This window comes from Aeromonas sp. QDB63 (assembly GCF_027707425.1).
In the GTDB taxonomy this organism is placed as follows: domain Bacteria; phylum Pseudomonadota; class Gammaproteobacteria; order Enterobacterales; family Aeromonadaceae; genus Aeromonas; species Aeromonas caviae.
The window spans coordinates 1-17,524 of the sequence record NZ_JAPCIS010000051.1 but is presented as its reverse complement, the minus strand read 5'-3'; the positions used below and the strand labels follow the sequence as shown (position 1 = coordinate 17,524).

Below are 17,524 nucleotides of genomic sequence, written 5' to 3'. Positions count from 1 at the left end.
CACACAGATTGCTTGATTCAAATTGTTAAAGAGCGTCACGCTTATCGCGTTGAGGAGGCGCATCTTACGCTCCTCACCTCGAAAGTCAAGCGGTTGTTTTCGCTTTTCTTTCGGCGCCCACTTCGCTAGGAAGCTGGCTCATCAGTTCGGCGTGGTCCGCCGTGCTGGTAGGGGCGCATTATAGGGAGCCGCGCCGTGATGACAAGGGCTTTTTCACCGAAAAGAACCGTTCGCTCAGATATACAGCAAAGCGGTTCTATTTCGTTCGCATCACCACCATTTCGGGCTGTCATTGGATTTAAATTGAACATTTGAAAAGCCACTTTATAATTGGCTTTTCAAATGTCCAATTAAGGTTTCATTCATGCACCAGATCCTGGATAGCCGCAAAGAGGAGAGAATCGTTCCTCTGTTCCGCCTCGGGTTTCGGCCTTTCTTCCTGTTCGGCGCCTTGTTCTCGGCTTTGGCGATGCTGGGCTGGCTGGGGCAACTCAACGGCTGGTTCGCTCTGCCCGGGATTAGCAACCCCATCTGGTGGCATGCACATGAAATGCTGTTCGGCTTTGGTGCCGCCATAGTGGCGGGTTTTCTGCTTACCGCCGTCCAGAACTGGACCGCTCACCCAGGTGTACGCGGTTGGCCGCTGGCACTGGTCGTGGGATTGTGGGCCATCCCGAGAGGCCTGCTCCCCTGGTTTGGAGAAAGCAATGTCACTCTGATGGTCATGGACCTGGCCTGGTTGCCCCTCTGTACGTGGTTTCTCGCCAGACCCATCATAGTGACGCGCCAGTGGCGCAATCTCTTTTTTGTTCCCCTGCTTCTCGTTTTGACCCTGCTCAATACCGCTTGCTGGCGGTGGCATGCCGAATGGCCATTGGTGGAACATATCCTGCTTGCAACCGTGCTCCTCTTCACGACCCTGATTGCCGTCATGGGAGGACGTGTCATTCCCTTTTTTACCGCCAGAGCCACTGAGACGGAAAAAGCATTACCACTGCCGTGGCTGGAGCGCATTGCCCTCGCGTCTCTGTGGCTCATCCTGCTGCTCTGGTTAGTACTCCCGACCCAGTGGGTCATCGGAATTCAGATGTTCCCTCTATATATAGTGGCGGCAGGGGCTCACCTCTACAGGCAGCTGCGCTGGCGACCCGGCATCACGGTGGCCCAACCCCTGCTGTGGTCGCTTCACCTGGCCTACCTCTTTATCCCACTGGGGCTGACCGCCCTGGCGGCACGCACGGCTGGCTGGCCGATTGCCTTGTCACTGGCCAGCCATCTGTTCAGCGCGGGCAGCATGGGGGCCATGATCCTCGGGATGATAGCCCGTGTATCCCTCGGACACAGTGGCAGAGCCCTGCAGATAGGACGCAGGATCACGGCGGCATTTGCACTGGTCATCCTGTCCGCACTGTTGCGGGTCTTGCTCCCCCTCTTTTGGCCAGACCTCACCCTCACGGGATGGAACCTCAGCGGATGGAGCTGGGTTGCCGCCTACGGTCTCTTTGTCTGGGTCTATACCCCCATACTGACCAGTCCCAGAGCGGATGGCCGCCCCGGCTAGTCATCGCGTGGCCATGGCCGGATAGTGGATCAGATTGTGGAAGATGGCGGGAGCGACCCCAAGATTGCGATAGCCATGGGGACGATCCGCTGCAAACCGGACGGCCTCACCCTGATCGAGGGAACGCCACGCCCCGTCCACCAGCACCTCCATCACACCGCTGATGACGATGACATGTTCGGTCACCCCGGGTTCATGGGGTTCTGACTCCCGCTGGTAGCCAGGTAGCAGGGTCAGTTCGAACAACTCGAAACCAAAGCGGGCCTCATAGGGGAAAAGCGGGGCAACCTGCATCCCCTCTCCCGCCGGCTGCTGTCGAATATCATCGGCAATACGGTATACCGTCTCTCCCTGCGCCGCTGGTGTCGGCTCAATGAAACTGGAGAAAGAGACCCGAAAACCGGTGGCAATCTTCCACAATGTTGCCACCGTCGGACTGGATTCACCTCGCTCGATCTGTCCCAGCATGGCCTTGCTCACCCCCGTTTCACGGGCGGCCATATCCAGGCTCCATCCTCTTTCAGTGCGCAGCCCTTTCAATCGCTGGGCCAGATAGCGACTCATCTCCTGCATCTGTTCTCCGATTTCTTTGAGCCATATTGTGCGCCATAACGCACAGCGTTATAGTCAAAACCACATTGTACGCAATAGCGCACAAGCTATCAGCATCCACAAGGAAGTTTCCCATGCCCCTAGCCCTCCCCCACATGGTCGCGGGACTCATCGCCGTATTGGTGGGTTACACGAGTTCTGTCGTCTTGATCATCCAGGCCGCCACGGCCGCCGGTGCCGATGCAGCCCAGGTCTCTTCCTGGTTATGGACACTGGGTATCGGCATGGGGGTCAGCTGCATCGGCCTCTCCCTCTATTACCGGATGCCTGTCTTGACGGCCTGGTCTACCCCGGGTGCCGCCCTGCTCATCACCAGCCTGGGGAACTTCAGTCTGGCGGAGGCCATCGGCGCCTTCATCATCTCTTCACTGCTGATCACCCTCTGCGGTATCAGCGGCTGGTTCGACAGGCTGATGCGTCACATTCCCGCCCCCCTGGCGGCCGCCATGCTGGCCGGAGTCTTGCTCAGGTTCGGGCTGGATCTCTTCAAGGTGGCACCGCAAGATCCTTTGCTGCTTGGCACCTTGCTACTGGCTTTCTTGCTGGGTCGCCACCTCTGGCCCCGCTACACCATGGTGCTGGTCCTGGCTGCCGGCATGCTGCTCTGCACCCTGAGGGGCGAGCTGCAACTCAACGAGGTTCACTGGCAACTTTCCACCCCGGTCTGGATCTCGCCAGCCTTTTCCATCGACGCCCTGCTCGGCATCGCACTCCCGCTCTTTCTCGTTACCATGACCTCGCAAAACATGCCGGGCATTGCCATCCTGCGCGCCCACGGCTATCAACCGGCCACTTCTTCCCTGATTGGCTGGACCGGATTCATCGGCGTGCTGCTGGCACCGTTTGGCGGCTATGCCTTCAACCTGGCCGCCATCACTGCCGCCATCTGCATGGGCAAGGAAGTGGATCACGATGTCACTCGACGCTGGCCTGCTGCCGTGTGGGCTGGATGTTTCTACCTGCTCACAGGCTGTTTCGGTGCCACCGTGGTTGCCCTGTTCAGCGCATTCCCTGCGGTGCTGGTCACCTGCGTGGCCGGGCTGGCGCTGCTCGGCACCATAGGCAGCAGCTTGCACAGCGCCTTGCAGCAGGACGAGGAGCGGGAAGCCGCGCTACTGACTTTCCTCGTGACTGCCTCGGGGATCACCCTGCTCGGGGTCGGGTCTGCCTGCTGGGGATTGCTGATCGGAGTGACATTGCATCAAGTCAACCGGCTCCGCGCCTGACCTGACCATCTGGGGAGACTCCAGTGAGACGCAGCACATAATCCTGAGAAGAGCGTTCACATATGAACCTTATTCCTTTCTAGTGACAAAACGGCGCAGATCCTTCCCGACAAGCGCCGTTGTCAGACTCAATACTGGAGAACGAAGATGAGGAATCAGGCTGTCATTTTGTTACTGGCACTGCTGGGCGCCACCACGACCCAGGCTGCCGACACCGATCGGGAGCTGGCACGCCAGCTCGCGCTGCAGCAGAAGAACCTGCTGCCGCTCCTGAACAATCAGGAATACCAGAGTCCACTGCCCAACCTGCTGCAAAAGGCCAGCCCGCGCCTGAAGCGCCAGGCTCGGGATGCCAACCAGGCGGCCATCCGTCGGCAAGGGCTGGATAGGGAGGTCAGGGAACTGATGCAACTGCGGCTGGCCAATCCGGATCAGGCGGATGCACTGCAACAAGGGGTTGAGCCACTGGTTGCCTACATACCAAGTGGTGACGAAAAGAGCTGGAGCGCCATCGAGGCGTTCGACAGCGCCGGCAGCCCGATCTATCTCGATGTGAACCAGCCGCCGGCGCGGCCGGTACTGGTGGTGGAGGCCGATCCGGTCAAAGCCAAGAATGCCGGCCTGAAGGTGATGCGAAAGGCGCTGGCTGCCGCCGACATGCAGGTGACGCCCCGTGCCACCAGCAACACCACGCCCCTCAAGACCAGCATTCTCAAGAAGATCAGGCTCAACGATGATCAGGAGCCCTGGCTGCTGGGCGCCGCCGAGGTCTATGCCGTCGTGGCCGGGGTCAATCCTGGCAGGGACGAGCCCGTGGTGGATATCGTCGACATGCCCTATCTCGACTACGACAACACCGACTACACCCCCAACCAGATCCTGGTCTATTGGGATCGCTACCGCTGGGGAGCCGTCGACGTGGTCATGATGGAGCAGGATGACAACGTCAATTACAAGGAGCTGAGCGCCCTCCTGATTGACGCACTCAAACTCGGCTTCACTGCGGGCGGCGTACCTGAGGCCCTGCCCTTCCTCGACCTCGGCGGTCGTATCGTCAAGGCACTCCCGGACTCCTGAATGACCAACAACGACGACTACCTCGACACCTTCTATACCCTGGAGCAGGACCAGAGCTATCACCAGTATCCCGGTGCCGCCGGCAATGCAGTCATCGATCTCGAACCCAGGGAGATCCAGCCAACCCGGCCCTGACTGTCGCTCAAAACAAAAAGCCAATGAGTAGACTCATTGGCTTTTCTGTATCAGAGCCGCGGATCAGGCCTGACCTTTCGGCCTCACACCCAGTGTGTGACAGATGGCGTAGGTCAGCTCTGAGCGGTTCAGGGTATAGAAGTGGAAATCCTTCACCCCTTCCTGACTCAGCACACGCACCTGGTCGATGGCAATGCTGGCTCCCACCATGTTGCGCGTCATCTGATCGTTTTCCAGCCCTTCGAAACGCTGGTGCATCCAGCGCGGGATCTTCACGTTGGTGAAACCGGCAAACTTGGCCAGGGTCTGGTAGTTGGAGACCGGCAGTATCCCCGGCACGATCTCCGCATCGATACCGATGGCGGCGCAGCGATCCCGAAAACGCAGATAGGTCTCCACATCGAAGAAGAACTGGGTAATGGCCCGGTTGGCACCGGCATCTATCTTGCGCTTGAGGTTGAGCAGGTCGGATTGCGCACTGCGAGCCTCGGGGTGGCCTTCCGGATAGGCGGCGACCGAGATGTCGAAATCGGCTTCGGACTTGAGCAGGGCAACCAGGTCGGTGGCATACATGTCAGGCTTGTCGAGGCCGGGGGGCAAGTCTCCGCGCAGGGCCACGATGTGGCGAATGCCGCTGTTCCAGTAGTCACGGGCAATGGTGCGCAGCTCGTCACGGCTGGCGTCGATACAGGTCAGGTGCGGGGCGGCGATGAGGCCGGTGCGCTCCTTGATGTCCTTGATCACCTTGTGAGTGCGGTCACGGGTGCCCGAGTTGGCGCCATAGGTCACAGAGACGAATTTGGGCTCCAGCACCTGCAGGCGCTCGATGGACTGCCAGAGGGTGTTCTCCATCCCTTCGCTGTTGGGCGGGAAAAACTCGAAACTGACCGATATGTCGCCACCCAGATCCGCCAAACTCTGGTTGAGTGCCTCAACCTGACGCGCGCTGTGAAATCCCATCTGCTCTCTCCCTGTCCTGCAACCCATTCCTTCACGCCAAAACGGATGTTTGGACGTCTAAACGTCTTTCTATCTTTATGAGAAAACGGATCAAAGTCAATACCGATTTGTCAGCGACAAGGGGGATTGCCGATTTTTTTATTTTGCAATTCAACCTAAGTAATGAGCGACCCCATCCCAAAATGCTGTCAGGCACGCTATGATGCGGGCGGATCGTCCTGGACGTTCTGAATCTGCGTGTGATTGTTTGGCCGGGTTTCCCGGCCTTTTTTTAACTTCTTTCCCCGCCTGCCGATAAGCAATTCAAGCGTTTGCAGGAGCCCCATCATGGAAGATCACCCCGGTTTTGCCACCGATCTGCTGTTCGATCGCTATCAGGGCGAGGTGACGGATCATGATGCGTTCTGGACCGTGCGCACCCCGGGCTCTCCAGACTACTACTTCGGCAACTACCTGCTGCTGCCCACCCCCCCAAGCGATCGTGACAAGGGCTGGCTCGAGGCCAGTTTCGACAGGCTGATTGGCTGGGATCCCCGTATCCGCCACCGCACCTTCCAGTGGCCCCTCGCCGCAGGCCAGAACAGCCGGGTCGCCGGGTTCGTGGCGGCGGGGTACCAATACATGGAGTGCGTGGTACTGGCGCTGGGTGCAATGGAGTGGCAAGCCCCCACCGGCAGCGACATGGCCCCGGCTCGCCCGTTCACCGCGGCAGACTGGGATCAGTGGCTCGCCTTCGAGCTGGCAGAGCGGGATCCCGCCCATTCGGAGGAGCGCTATCTTCCCTATCTCTTGTCACGCCGCCAGCTCTATCAGGCCATGATCGATGACGGGCTCGGACAGTGGTGGGGGTTATGGCACCAGGATCAACTGGTTGCCAGCTGCGGACTCTTCTTCACCGGCACCCTGGGACGCTTTCAACTGGTGCGCACGCACGCAGAGTGGCGAAACCGGGGGCTCTGTCGTCTGTTGCTGAGCCAGGTCGCACGCCAAGGACTGGCACGGGCCAGTTCGCTCATCATAGTGGCAGACGAGCACTATCACGCCCAGCGGGTCTATCGCACTCTGGGTTTCGTGCCGGTGGCCCGTATTGGCAGCCTGTGCCGCTTGCCACGGGAATGACAGGTCATCACGCAGATGAAGAACGGGAGGCCAAGGCCTCCCGTTCTTCATGGTGAACCATCAGGGCTGTGCCCCCTCCAGTTCGCTGGCGAGCGCCTCCTCCACTTCGGCAGGAGGCGCTGGAGCGACGGCTCCGGACACCGGTACTGACGGAGGCTGGGTCGCGCTTGCTCCGGAAGGCGCTTGTCCATCCGGCACCACAGGTGCAGCAGGTTCGGTCCCGATGGCACCCGACACAGGGACGGCAGGCACGCTCGCCTCACACTGACACTCCTGTCCCTTGCCCTGGTTGCCCTGATGGGGGGCATACCACCCTTTCAACCCCTGTTCCAGGCGATCGGCCGCCGCCTTGGGTGCCACGGTTCCCAGCAATACCTGCTGGCTCACCTCGGCCAGTTCATCCCCGAGCTTGGGAGTGCCGCGGGAGAGGATCTGGGTGGCAACCCGGATGGTGGAATCGCACTGATCCCGCCACTCCATCATCTCTCTGGCCGCCGGATTGGTGGCTTCAAAGAAGTGGTTGGAGAGCGAGAAGAAGCCGGGCAGCGAGTTGGTATAGAGCTCGGCAAACTGGGGAGTGGTCAGCCACTGCAGGAAGGTCATGGCGGCCTCCTTGTTCTTGCTGGCCGGATTCATCCCCATACCGATATCGGTGTGATCGGTGAAGAAACAGCCATCCCCCTGCTTTGCCACGGGCGGGCGCATGACACCGAAGTCCACCTTGCCGGTGAAGGGGGCAATCTCCCAGGATCCCGCCGCATAGAAGGCAGCCTTGCCCGAGGTGAACAGCTCGTTGGTGGTGGCGTAGTCGCGGCTCTCGCCCCCCTCCCCCAGGTAGTCACGCCAGCGGGCCAGCTCCTCGAACACCTTGACGTATTGCGGGTTGTTGAAGCGCTCCTGGCCCCCGATCAACGCCGATCGACCATCCTCCCCCTTCCAGTAGTTGGGGCCTATGTTCTGGAAACCGAGCTCGGAGGCAACCCAGCTCTCCGAGCCACTCACGGCGAGGGGAACATAGCGACCATCCGCCTTCACCTTGTCCAGGGCCGCGAAGAATGCCTCGCGGGTCTGGGGAACCGTCAGCCCCAGCTCACTGAAAATCTTCTTGTTGTAGAAGAAGCCGTGAATCACCGATGCCATGGGTACGCAGAAAGTCTGGGCGCCACTGTCGGTCTGCCAGGGGGATTGGGCAAAGCTCGGGAAGTTCTCCATCCCCGCCATCTCGCTCAGCTCCACCAGATGGCCCGCCTTGAACAGGGCCAGGGAATCGTCAAACGGGCGGCAGGTGATGAGATCCCCCGCCTTGCCCGCCTTGAGGCTGGCCCAGAGGGTCGGCATGTACTCGACGTTCTGCACCCCGTTGAATTTCACCTGAATACCCGGGTGGGCGGCCTCGAATGCAGGAATGATCTTCTGTTCCCACAAGGCCTTGTCATCTATGCGCCAGCTCTCTATCACCAGCTCGCTGGCCATCAGCTGGCCACACAACAGGAGACTCAGGGCCCCGATCCATTTGTTAGCCATAAGTCCTCCTACACCTTGAAATGGGCGATCAATTGCTGCTGCTTGGCGACCAGATCCGCCAGCACCTCACTGCTGCTGGCCGATTCCCGCGCCTCCCGCTCGGTCTCGTAAGCCACATCCGCAATGCCGGCGACATGACGGGCAACCCCCTGACTCACGGAGATCTGTTCCTGGGCGGCATGAGCCACCTGATCCGCCATCGCCTTGATGGCGCTCATCCGCTCGGCAATGGATTGCAGTGCTTCGTCCATCACCCGGGTCTGGGCCACGCAATCCTGGGTCTGCTCCTGGCTGCGTGCCATCACGGCCACCACGTGCTTGCTGGAACTTTGCAGGTTCTCGATCATGGCCTGGATCTCCTCGGTCGAGGTCTGGGTCCGGTTCGCCAGTGCCCGCACCTCGTCCGCCACCACCGCGAAGCCGCGACCGGCGTCCCCCGCCCGGGCCGCCTCGATGGCCGCGTTCAGCGCCAGCAGGTTGGTCTGCTCGGCGATGCTGCGGATCACGTCGAGGATGCTGCCGATGTTGTCGCTGAATTCCCCCAGCTTGTGGGTGATGCCGACCGCCTCTTCCATGGCACCCGCCAGTTGTTCGGTGATCTGGCGCGTAGTCGCCACCTGTTTGCGTCCGGCGCGGGCCTCTTCGTCCGCCAGGTCCACCTCGCGCTTCGTGCCGTCAGTGGAGCGCGCCACCTCGGTCGCACTCACCTCCAGCTCGGTGATGGCGGCAGCCACCTGATCGGTCTGGCTCTTCTGATCCTGCACCCGTGACATGGCCCGCTCGCTGATCTCGGCGGCGCGGCTCGCCTCGTCCACCAGATGGCGCGAGCCGGCATTGATCTGGGCGAGCAGCTCGCCGGTCTTGTCTGCCAGGGTATTGATGGAGCGGGTCAGGCTGCCAAACTCGCAGCGGCTCTGGTAGTCGATGCGCCGGGTCATGTCACCCGTGGCCATGCGATCCAGCTCCCGATCGATGAGTTGCAGCGGACGCTGGATGCTGCGGGCCGTGGTGTAACCGATGAGGAGCGCGGCGGTCGCGGAGATGGCAGACACGATCAGGATCCAGGCGCTGGCGCTGCTGACGGCGTCATCCGCCCCGACCCGGCTCGCGCTGGCAATGCTGCCCGCCGATTTGGCCATCTCGTCCAGCAGCGCCAGGCTGTTGACCAGACTGGTGTCGAGTTGCTGGTTCAGGGACTGCAGCGAGGCCGCCAGTTGCTGGCCATTGCGCATGGTCGCCAGCAACCCTTTCGGGCCGAGGGCCAGCTCCTGCATCCGATCGAGGTTGACGATGAAACGCTGCCTCACGTCATCGGGCACCTGCACCCGTTCGAGCCGTTTGCGTGCCATCTCGATATCCTTGCCGAGCACCTTCTCCAATTCATTGAGATCGGTCTTGGCATCGGCCCGGCGGATGTTTTTCAGATCCCGGGCAATGCCGGAGGTGATGAGTTCGGCCTTGTTGCGCATGGAGCGTTTGCTCGCAGTCTGCTGCAACAACAGGTCGGCGGCCCACTGGTAGGTATCTTCCAGCCGGATGAACGCCAGCTCCAGTTCATGGCGCCGATCGAGTGCGGCCACCCACTGACCGTGCTGGGTCAGCACCTGATCCGCCAACCCGTAGAACTCGCGGGTCGCCCCGTCGACCTGGCGGAACCGCTCGCTCGCCTCGGCCACCCCGTCAAACCGGGCCATCTCCTTGCTCTGGGCCAGGAAACGCTCCTGCTGCGCCTTGAACTGGCTGGCCAGTTGCGGCAACTGGGCCGCCTCCTCGCTGGTTCTGTAGGTGAGCACCCAGCGGTTGCTGTCCTGCAGTGCGCCCTTGAGCCCGGCGACCGCGATCACCAGGGGGGTGGCACGATCAGAAACCTGGGAGAGCCCCTCGTTGATCCCCCGGATCTTCAAGATACTGATGAAGCCGAGCAGAACCAGCAACAACAGCATCAGCACGAAGCCGGCGATGATCCGCTGCACAATAGATAAACCCATGGAGGCATCCTCACTCGTTGGGGAAAGGGGTGAATGCCGAGGTTATCGGCAGCGGGATGCAATGGAATAGCGGTTCGTGACGCGATGGCGGGCCAGATCACAGTTGGCGTGACATGGCAGGCAGAAAAGGGCCCGAACAGAGCCGGGCCAAAGAGACATGCTTGTTGTCATGGCCGTGCACCGGCCACGTTTGTCATCAGAAGCGGTAACCGACGCCGAACATGAAGGCCACCGGATCGATGGAGGTGTTGATGGTGCCCACGGCGGTATGCACATCGGTATCGATGTCGATGAGCCAGGCGGAGGCGTTGACGAACCAGCGGTCATTGATCGCCATGTCCAGGCCCACCTGACCCGCCATCCCCCAGGAGGAGTCCACGCTCACATCCGTCCCGGCCAGGGCACCGCGCCCTTCCTCGTCGAAGAAGGTGGTGTAGTTGATACCGGCACCCACATAGGGGCGCACCTTGCTGTTGGCATCACCGAAGTAGTACTGCGCCATCAGGGTCGGCGGCAGGTGTTTGACCTTGGCGACCTCACCCAGGCCGGCAGTCGACACCGAGTGGGAGAAGGGGGTCGCGGCCAGCAGCTCGACACCCCAGTTGTCCGTCAACATGTAGGAGAGGGTCAGGCCAAGCTGCATGTTGCTGTCGATCTCCAGCTCGCCCGTCCCCAGCACGTTGTCACTGCTGGTCTGGGGAGAGACGAACGCCAGGCCACCACGGACCAGGATGTCACCGGCCTGATGTGCCATGGCGACGGGGGAAGCAAAAGCGGCTGCGATTAACAGAGGAAGGATCTTTTTCATCACATTATTCCTTTTTTGTTTTCTTTCTATGTTGCAAGCCCGAAAACTATAAAAGGATGTGAATGGCCGGTTATTGATTTAGCTCAATAGTTATCAAGAAATAGATAGATGTACACGGCAGCTTTGATTGGACAATCAAACCGCAGATGAAAATAAAAAGTCATTCAAATACATGATGATGCCTTAAATTACCGCATCATCATGAAATGTAAAATACCAATTAAATACACCTTAAACACCTTCATATCACCTTTCAATTGTTGTTTAATTATGCCCCGGGGCGTATTTTATTAAGGCGATGTAACCACGCTGTAATTTGAATTTTATGAAACCACAGACACGCAAAGACAAAATTCTCGGCATTCTTGCCGCCATCTGGGGGATAGGTTCCTTCCTCTTCATTCTGCTGGGTTTCCTGTTCGCCCTCGCCTTCCTGATGCTGACACACTGAGTCTGCCGGACGAGTCCCTCTTTTCTCCCTCTCATCCCTGGCCGGGCGCCAGACCGGCGCACCTCGCCCACCGGCCAACAAAAAAGGGGCCCTGGCCCCTTTTTCTCGAGTGACGCTTATTTCTCCAGTAGAGGAGCGAGGAAGCGCGCCGTGTGGGACTCCTTGCAACGGCTCATCTCCTCAGGCGTACCCGTCACCAGAATACGGCCACCACCAGCGCCCCCTTCCGGGCCCAGATCAACGATCCAGTCCGCGGTTTTGATGACGTCCAGGTTGTGCTCGATGATGACGATGGTGTTGCCCCGATCCCGCAGCTGGTGCAGCACCTTGAGCAACTGCTGGATATCGTGGAAGTGCAACCCCGTGGTCGGCTCATCCAGAATATAGAGGGTCTGGCCGGTGTCCCGCTTGGAGAGCTCCCGCGCCAGCTTGACCCGCTGCGCCTCGCCGCCAGAGAGCGTGGTAGCGGACTGACCGAGCCGGATGTAGGAGAGGCCCACGTCCATCAGGGTCTGCAGCTTGCGCGCCACCGCCGGCACAGGATCGAAGAAGGCACGGGCATCTTCCACCGTCATCTCGAGGATTTCGTGGATGTTCTTGCCCTTGTACTTCACCTCCAGGGTCTCGCGGTTGTAGCGCTTGCCCTTGCAGACGTCGCACGGCACGTAGACGTCCGGCAGGAAGTGCATCTCCACCTTGATGACCCCGTCCCCCTGGCACGCCTCGCAGCGTCCCCCCTTCACATTGAAGGAGAAGCGGCCCGGCTGGTAGCCACGGGAACGCGCCTCCTGGGTGCCGGAGAGCAGCTCGCGGATCGGGGTGAACAGGCCGGTGTAGGTGGCCGGGTTGGAGCGCGGGGTGCGGCCGATGGGGCTCTGGTCGATATCCACCACCTTGTCCAGATGCTCCAGCCCCTCGACGCTGCGATAGGGCGCAGGCGTGGACTCGGTGGCCTTGTTCAGCTCGCGGTGGGCGATGCGGAACAGGGTATCGTTGATCAGGGTCGACTTGCCGGAACCGGAGACGCCGGTGACGCAGGTCATCACTCCGATGGGCAGATCCAGGTTGACGTTGCGCAGGTTGTTGCCGCTCGCCCCTTTCAATTTCAGCCACTTGCCAGTGAGCGGGGTGCGCTCGGCCGGGATGGCGATCTGCTTGCGCCCGGAGAGGTAGTCACCGGTCAGGGACTCGGGGTTCGCGATGATCTCCTCCGGCGTCCCCTGGGCGACGATGGCACCGCCGTGCACGCCGGCCCCCGGGCCGATGTCGAGCACATGGTCGGCGAGGCGAATGGCATCCTCATCGTGCTCCACCACGATCACGGTGTTGCCGAGATCACGCAGGTGAGTCAGGGTCTTGAGCAGCCGCTCGTTGTCACGCTGATGCAGACCGATGGAGGGCTCGTCCAGCACGTACATGACCCCCACCAGGCCAGCCCCGATCTGGCTGGCCAGCCGGATCCGCTGCGCCTCGCCACCGGAGAGGGTCTCTGCACTGCGCGACAGGCTCAGATAGTTGAGGCCGACGTTCACCAGGAAGCCGAGCCGCTCGACGATCTCCTTGAGGATCTTGTCCGCTATCTGGGCACGCTGACCGGACAGGTTCAACCCTTCGAAGAAGGCCAGGGCATCGCCGATGGACTGCTCGGCGATGGCAGGCAGGTTGCGATTGTCCACGAAGACGTGGCGGGCTTCTTCCCGCAGTCGGCTGCCACCGCAACTGGTACAGGACTTGTTGGCGATGTATTTGGCCAGCTCTTCCCGCACCGCGTTGGATTCGGTCTCCCGGTAGCGGCGCTCCATGTTGTGCAGGATCCCCTCGAACGGGTGCTTGCGCACCACCACGTCGCCGCGGTCATTCATGTAGCGGAACTCGATCTCGGTGCGCCCGGAACCGCGCAGGATCACCTCCTGGGTCTTGAGCGGCAGATCCTCCCAGGGGGTCTCCAGGTCGAACTTGTAGTGATCGGCCAGGGATTTGAGCATCTGGAAGTAGTAGAAGCTGCGCTTGTCCCAACCACGGATGGCGCCGCCAGCCAGGCTCTGGCCCGGATCATGGATGAGCTTGGCGGGATCGAAATACTGCTGCACCCCGAGACCGTCACAGGTGGGACAGGCCCCCGCCGGGTTGTTGAAGGAGAAGATCCGGGGCTCCAGCTCCGACATGGAGTAACCGCACTCGGGGCAGGCGAAGTTGGCGGAGAAGGTCATGGGGGCAACCCCCTCCTCCCCGTCCATCGGCACCACCAGCACGATGCCGCCGGAGAGAGCCAGCGCCGTTTCGAACGATTCGGCCAGGCGCAGGGCCAGGTCATCGCGCACCTTGAAGCGATCCACCACCACCTCGATGGTGTGCTTCTTGTGCAGCTCCAGGGCGGGAGGATCCGACAAATCGCACACTTCGCCGTCGATGCGGGCGCGGATGTAACCCTGGGCCGCCAGGTTCTCCAGCAGCTTGGTGTGCTCCCCCTTGCGGTTGCGCACCACGGGGGCCAGCAGCATCAGCTTGGCGCCTTCGGGCTGGGCCAGCACCTGATCCACCATCTGGCTGATGGTCTGGGCCGCGAGCGGAATGGCGTGGGTCGGGCAGCGTGGCTCCCCGACCCGGGCGAACAGCAGCCGCAGGTAGTCGTAAATCTCAGTGATGGTGCCGACGGTCGAGCGCGGGTTGTGGGAGGTGGACTTCTGCTCGATGGAGATGGCAGGCGACAGCCCCTCGATGTGGTCCACGTCCGGCTTCTCCATCAGGGAGAGGAACTGGCGGGCATAGGCGGAGAGCGACTCCACATAGCGGCGCTGCCCCTCGGCATAGAGGGTATCGAACGCCAGGGAGGATTTGCCCGAACCGGACAGGCCGGTGACCACGATCAGCTTGTCACGTGGCAGGATCAGGTTGATGTTCTTGAGGTTGTGGGTGCGGGCACCCCGGATCACGATTTTTTCCATCTTGTTGCGCGCTCGATACGGGAACCAGAGCGGGCCAGTATGGCATAGAGACTACTGGATGAATAGACAGTCTTTCCTTCCGTGCCCCCTTCCTCAGAGATACTCCTTGGCCCAGCTCACCGCCTGCAACCGGTTCTTGACGTTCAGCTTCTTGAAGACGTTGTAGAGATGGGATTTGACGGTGTGTTCACTCACGAACAGGCTGTCGGCGATCTCGGTGTTGGAGGCCCCCGTCATCAGGTGACGCACGATCTCCTGCTCGCGGGCGGTCAGCAGCGTCTGCTGACGCTGAGGTTGCCCGCTCCCCTTGCGGTAGTAGTCCACCAGGTCGCACAGCAGGTGGCGCGGGATCCAGTACTCCCCCTGCAACACCTTGCGGATGCCGAAGACCAGCCTGTCCAGCGTGTCCTGACGAAAGAAGAGCCCGCTGGTATGGGGCCACATCAGCAGCAGCTCTTTGTTGGTGCTGGTCGGGGCATTGAGCAACACGGCACTGGCCTCGCCAAAGCGCTGGCAGATGGCATTGCTCCACAGCTCCTGCTGGGTCGACTTGAGGTAGTCCAGATCGATCAGCAGCAAGGTTTTGGGGGCGCCCTCTGCAACGTCTGGCAGGTCATTCAGCTCCCCCACCAGCAAGATGGGCAGACCAAGCTCTTCACTGAGGTGACGCTGGAAACGGGAGGCTTGTGCGTTATTTTCGGTGATCAGCACCAGGAGGGAGTCGGGCGTCATCAAGAGAACTTCCTTGCACATTCGAGTCGGGGCTTTTTGGCAAGGAAGAGTACCAATCCCCCTCCTGGCTGCAGCATTAAAAAAGTATTAGACGCATCGGTGGCTCCTTTGAAGCCCAGCAATTTTCCAGCCAATACAATTGGCTAGCACGCCCCCCCCATTTGGGGGGTCAAGTAGTGCCGGTGCGCACCATAACAGCTCCGCCCTCTTCACGCAGCCTGCCCCAGCCGCCTCCCCTTGCTGGTGACACCTGACCTCGGGTAAGTTACTCAGGCTGTGGCGATCCATTGACGCCACAGTGGCAGGGAAGATGTGCGCTCATGCCCGCCAACTGGTACTATGGCGGCCAAACGCTGCGGCCGATCCATGACGCCTCTGCCGGCAAGCTCCGGCGCAGCCAGGACACTGAAGAGAGATGACACCCAGCCAGGGCGCGCATCTCGTTGCAAACAAACACATTATTGAATGGGCCCAGGCATCTGGCCTGGCCGGTATACATAAGGGTGGAAGAGAGATTATGGCCAGTCGAGGCATCAACAAAGTCATTCTGATCGGTAACCTGGGGCAAGACCCGGAAGTGCGCTACATGCCGAGCGGCGGTGCCGTGACTAACATCACCCTGGCCACCTCCGATACCTGGCGCGACAAGCAGACCGGTGAGCAGAAAGAGCGCACCGAATGGCACCGTGTCGTCTTCATGGGCAAGCTGGCCGAAGTGGCCGGCGAGTACCTGAAGAAGGGCTCCCAGGTCTATGTGGAAGGCAAGCTCCAGACCCGCAAATGGCAGGATCAGAGCGGCCAGGAGCGCTACACCACCGAGGTGCTGGTCGACAGCTTCACCGGTGTGATGCAGATGCTGGGTGGCCGTCCGCAGGGCGGTGGCCAGGGCATGGGCGGCCAGTCATCCCAGGGCAACTGGGGCCAGCCGCAACAGGCTGCACCGCAACAGAACATGCAACGTCCTGCTGCCCCGCAGCAGAACATGCAACCGCAAGGCGGTTACGGCCGTCCGGCCCAGCAGCCGCAATCCGCCCCGCCGGTCTACAACGAACCGCCGATGGATTTCGACGACGATATTCCGTTCTAGATCTTGTAAAAGATGAAAGTGTAAGAATAAATCACTTTCACCATCTTGAGTGCAAAGCAACCCAGCAGAAATGCTGGGTTTTTTTATTTTTGCATTTCACTTGCCATCGCGATTTTCAGCACTATAACTTTATGTATGAGGAAAATGTAAGATTAGGATGCACAGTGTACAAGCTAGATAGATTGATTTTTGCAAATGGTGAACGTTATCCAGTCTTAATGGGCAATGATGGTATGCCTCATTTTCTTGCAACCCTCTGGGTGACAACAAAACTTCGTAGCAGCTTGTCGGTGAATACCATTTCAAATCGCCTAGGTGCATTAAAGTGGTTTCTTCAATGGGAAGAAAATAAACACAGAGACCTGTTCTCTGAGTTTCAGAAAGGTAAGTTTCTTAGCGACACTGACATTGACAACATCAGAGAACATCTCAGTCATGATATTTCTCATTTCAAAGGCTTAGCTAAAAGCAAAAAAACCAGAGATAAGGTCATTGATTTATTTAACACCCCAAGACTAATCAGTGTCACCCCCACAGTGGGACGTAATAACATTTACAATCGTGTGACAGCTATTGCAAGTTATTTAGATTTCATTGCTAGAGTAGCTGTACAGAACTGTAATAGCACTAAACTGCTCACAGAAATTAACAGTATGAATAAGCGCATACTTGCTGTTCGCCCTAAAGGCAAAGGTAAGAATGTTTTAGATAAACTAGATGGTAAAGACTTGCCAGATGGATTAATTGAGGAATTTATGGCTGTGGCACAATTTGACCACCCAAAAAATCCGTTCAAACACGCTTCGACAAAAAAGCGAAATCATCTTATGTTTTTACTTTTAAAAGAACTAGGCATACGAAGAGGTGAGTTACTCTCACTATCTATTGAATCGAACTTTCTAATGCTTCACGGCCCCCAAAAATTCATATGGGTAAAACGCCACCATGATGACATATATGATCCTCGCAAAAATCAGCCTGTAGCAAAGACGAAAGAAAGAATGTTGCGAATTAGAGATGAAACTGCGGCACTCATTGATGACTACATCATAAACATACGGGCAAAGACTCCGAACGCGAACAAGCATCCATACTTGTTTGTTACACATAGGAAGGGGAAAACTCAAGGACAGCCAATATCGACCAGCACATTTGACAGTATCATCGTGCCAACAATGAAATCTGTGGATGAGCGGTTCAAATCGATCCACCCACATTATTTTAGGGAAGGTGCGAATAAGCGGGGAAATTCTTCTCGGCTGACTCAGTCATTTCATTTTTTCAGTTTGAGCCGATCTT

The 17,524-nt window shown here is 59.3% G+C and carries 13 protein-coding genes and 1 pseudogene; 7 read left to right on the top strand and 7 right to left on the bottom strand.

The window, feature by feature from the left end; translation table 11 throughout:
• Positions 1-364 precede the first annotated feature (364 nt).
• On the top strand, positions 365-1,561 hold the full coding sequence (locus PG879_RS19710) for an NnrS family protein (RefSeq protein WP_266142371.1): 1,197 nt from the start codon (positions 365-367) through the stop codon (positions 1,559-1,561).
• On the opposite strand, the gene PG879_RS19705 is transcribed toward PG879_RS19710, so the two are convergent.
• The gene (locus PG879_RS19705; protein ID WP_042015843.1) at positions 1,562-2,134 is read right to left on the bottom strand and encodes a helix-turn-helix domain-containing protein; all 573 of its coding nucleotides are present in this window, start codon (positions 2,132-2,134) and stop codon (positions 1,562-1,564) included.
• Positions 2,135-2,247: 113 nt separating this feature from the next.
• Between PG879_RS19705 and PG879_RS19700 the strand changes: the two genes are divergently transcribed.
• A complete protein-coding gene (locus PG879_RS19700; RefSeq protein ID WP_039040111.1) occupies positions 2,248-3,399 on the top strand; it encodes a benzoate/H(+) symporter BenE family transporter in 1,152 nt (383 codons plus the stop codon).
• Between the two features lie 147 nt (positions 3,400-3,546).
• Positions 3,547-4,611: pseudogene (locus PG879_RS19695) on the top strand (DUF3103 family protein).
• A gap of 63 nt (positions 4,612-4,674) precedes the next feature.
• On the opposite strand, the gene metF reads toward PG879_RS19695, so the two are convergent.
• Entirely contained in the window at positions 4,675-5,571 is an 897-nt protein-coding gene (metF, locus tag PG879_RS19690) for a methylenetetrahydrofolate reductase (RefSeq protein ID WP_010674220.1), read from the bottom strand.
• Positions 5,572-5,898: 327 nt separating this feature from the next.
• On the opposite strand from metF, the gene PG879_RS19685 reads away from it, so the two are divergent.
• Positions 5,899-6,690, top strand: a complete 792-nt coding sequence (locus PG879_RS19685) for a GNAT family N-acetyltransferase (RefSeq protein WP_134997601.1) — start codon at positions 5,899-5,901, stop codon at positions 6,688-6,690.
• A 60-nt stretch (positions 6,691-6,750) separates the two neighbouring features.
• On the opposite strand, the gene PG879_RS19680 is transcribed toward PG879_RS19685, so the two are convergent.
• From PG879_RS19680 to PG879_RS19670, 3 genes are all read right to left on the bottom strand, one after another.
• Positions 6,751-8,214, bottom strand: coding sequence for an extracellular solute-binding protein (locus PG879_RS19680; RefSeq protein ID WP_270830596.1), 1,464 nt, complete (start codon positions 8,212-8,214; stop codon positions 6,751-6,753).
• Between the two features lie 8 nt (positions 8,215-8,222).
• On the bottom strand, positions 8,223-10,202 hold the full coding sequence (locus PG879_RS19675) for a methyl-accepting chemotaxis protein (RefSeq protein WP_221366084.1): 1,980 nt from the start codon (positions 10,200-10,202) through the stop codon (positions 8,223-8,225).
• Positions 10,203-10,398: 196 nt separating this feature from the next.
• Positions 10,399-11,010 carry an OmpW family outer membrane protein gene (locus PG879_RS19670; RefSeq protein ID WP_010674216.1) on the bottom strand — a complete coding sequence of 204 codons (612 nt, stop codon included), beginning with the start codon at positions 11,008-11,010 and terminating at the stop codon, positions 10,399-10,401.
• Positions 11,011-11,335: 325 nt separating this feature from the next.
• Here PG879_RS19670 and PG879_RS19665 point away from each other — a divergent pair, with 325 nt between their 5' ends.
• The gene (locus PG879_RS19665; RefSeq protein WP_010674215.1) at positions 11,336-11,461 is read left to right on the top strand and encodes a hypothetical protein; all 126 of its coding nucleotides are present in this window, start codon (positions 11,336-11,338) and stop codon (positions 11,459-11,461) included.
• 116 nt (positions 11,462-11,577) lie between these two features.
• On the opposite strand, the gene uvrA is transcribed toward PG879_RS19665, so the two are convergent.
• Complete coding sequence (uvrA, locus tag PG879_RS19660; protein WP_270830595.1) at positions 11,578-14,406, bottom strand: excinuclease ABC subunit UvrA; 2,829 nt, start codon at positions 14,404-14,406, stop codon at positions 11,578-11,580.
• A gap of 93 nt (positions 14,407-14,499) precedes the next feature.
• Complete coding sequence (locus PG879_RS19655) at positions 14,500-15,138, bottom strand: LuxR C-terminal-related transcriptional regulator (protein WP_010674213.1); 639 nt, start codon at positions 15,136-15,138, stop codon at positions 14,500-14,502.
• A gap of 517 nt (positions 15,139-15,655) precedes the next feature.
• On the opposite strand from PG879_RS19655, the gene PG879_RS19650 reads away from it, so the two are divergent.
• Together PG879_RS19650 and PG879_RS19645 are read left to right on the top strand one after the other, a co-directional pair.
• Positions 15,656-16,225: a single-stranded DNA-binding protein gene (locus tag PG879_RS19650; RefSeq protein ID WP_010674212.1), complete on the top strand. Its 570-nt coding sequence runs from the start codon at positions 15,656-15,658 to the stop codon at positions 16,223-16,225.
• 164 nt (positions 16,226-16,389) lie between these two features.
• Positions 16,390-17,524 (top strand): site-specific integrase (locus tag PG879_RS19645; protein ID WP_270830594.1); only part of this gene is annotated, 1,135 nt, incomplete at its 3' end.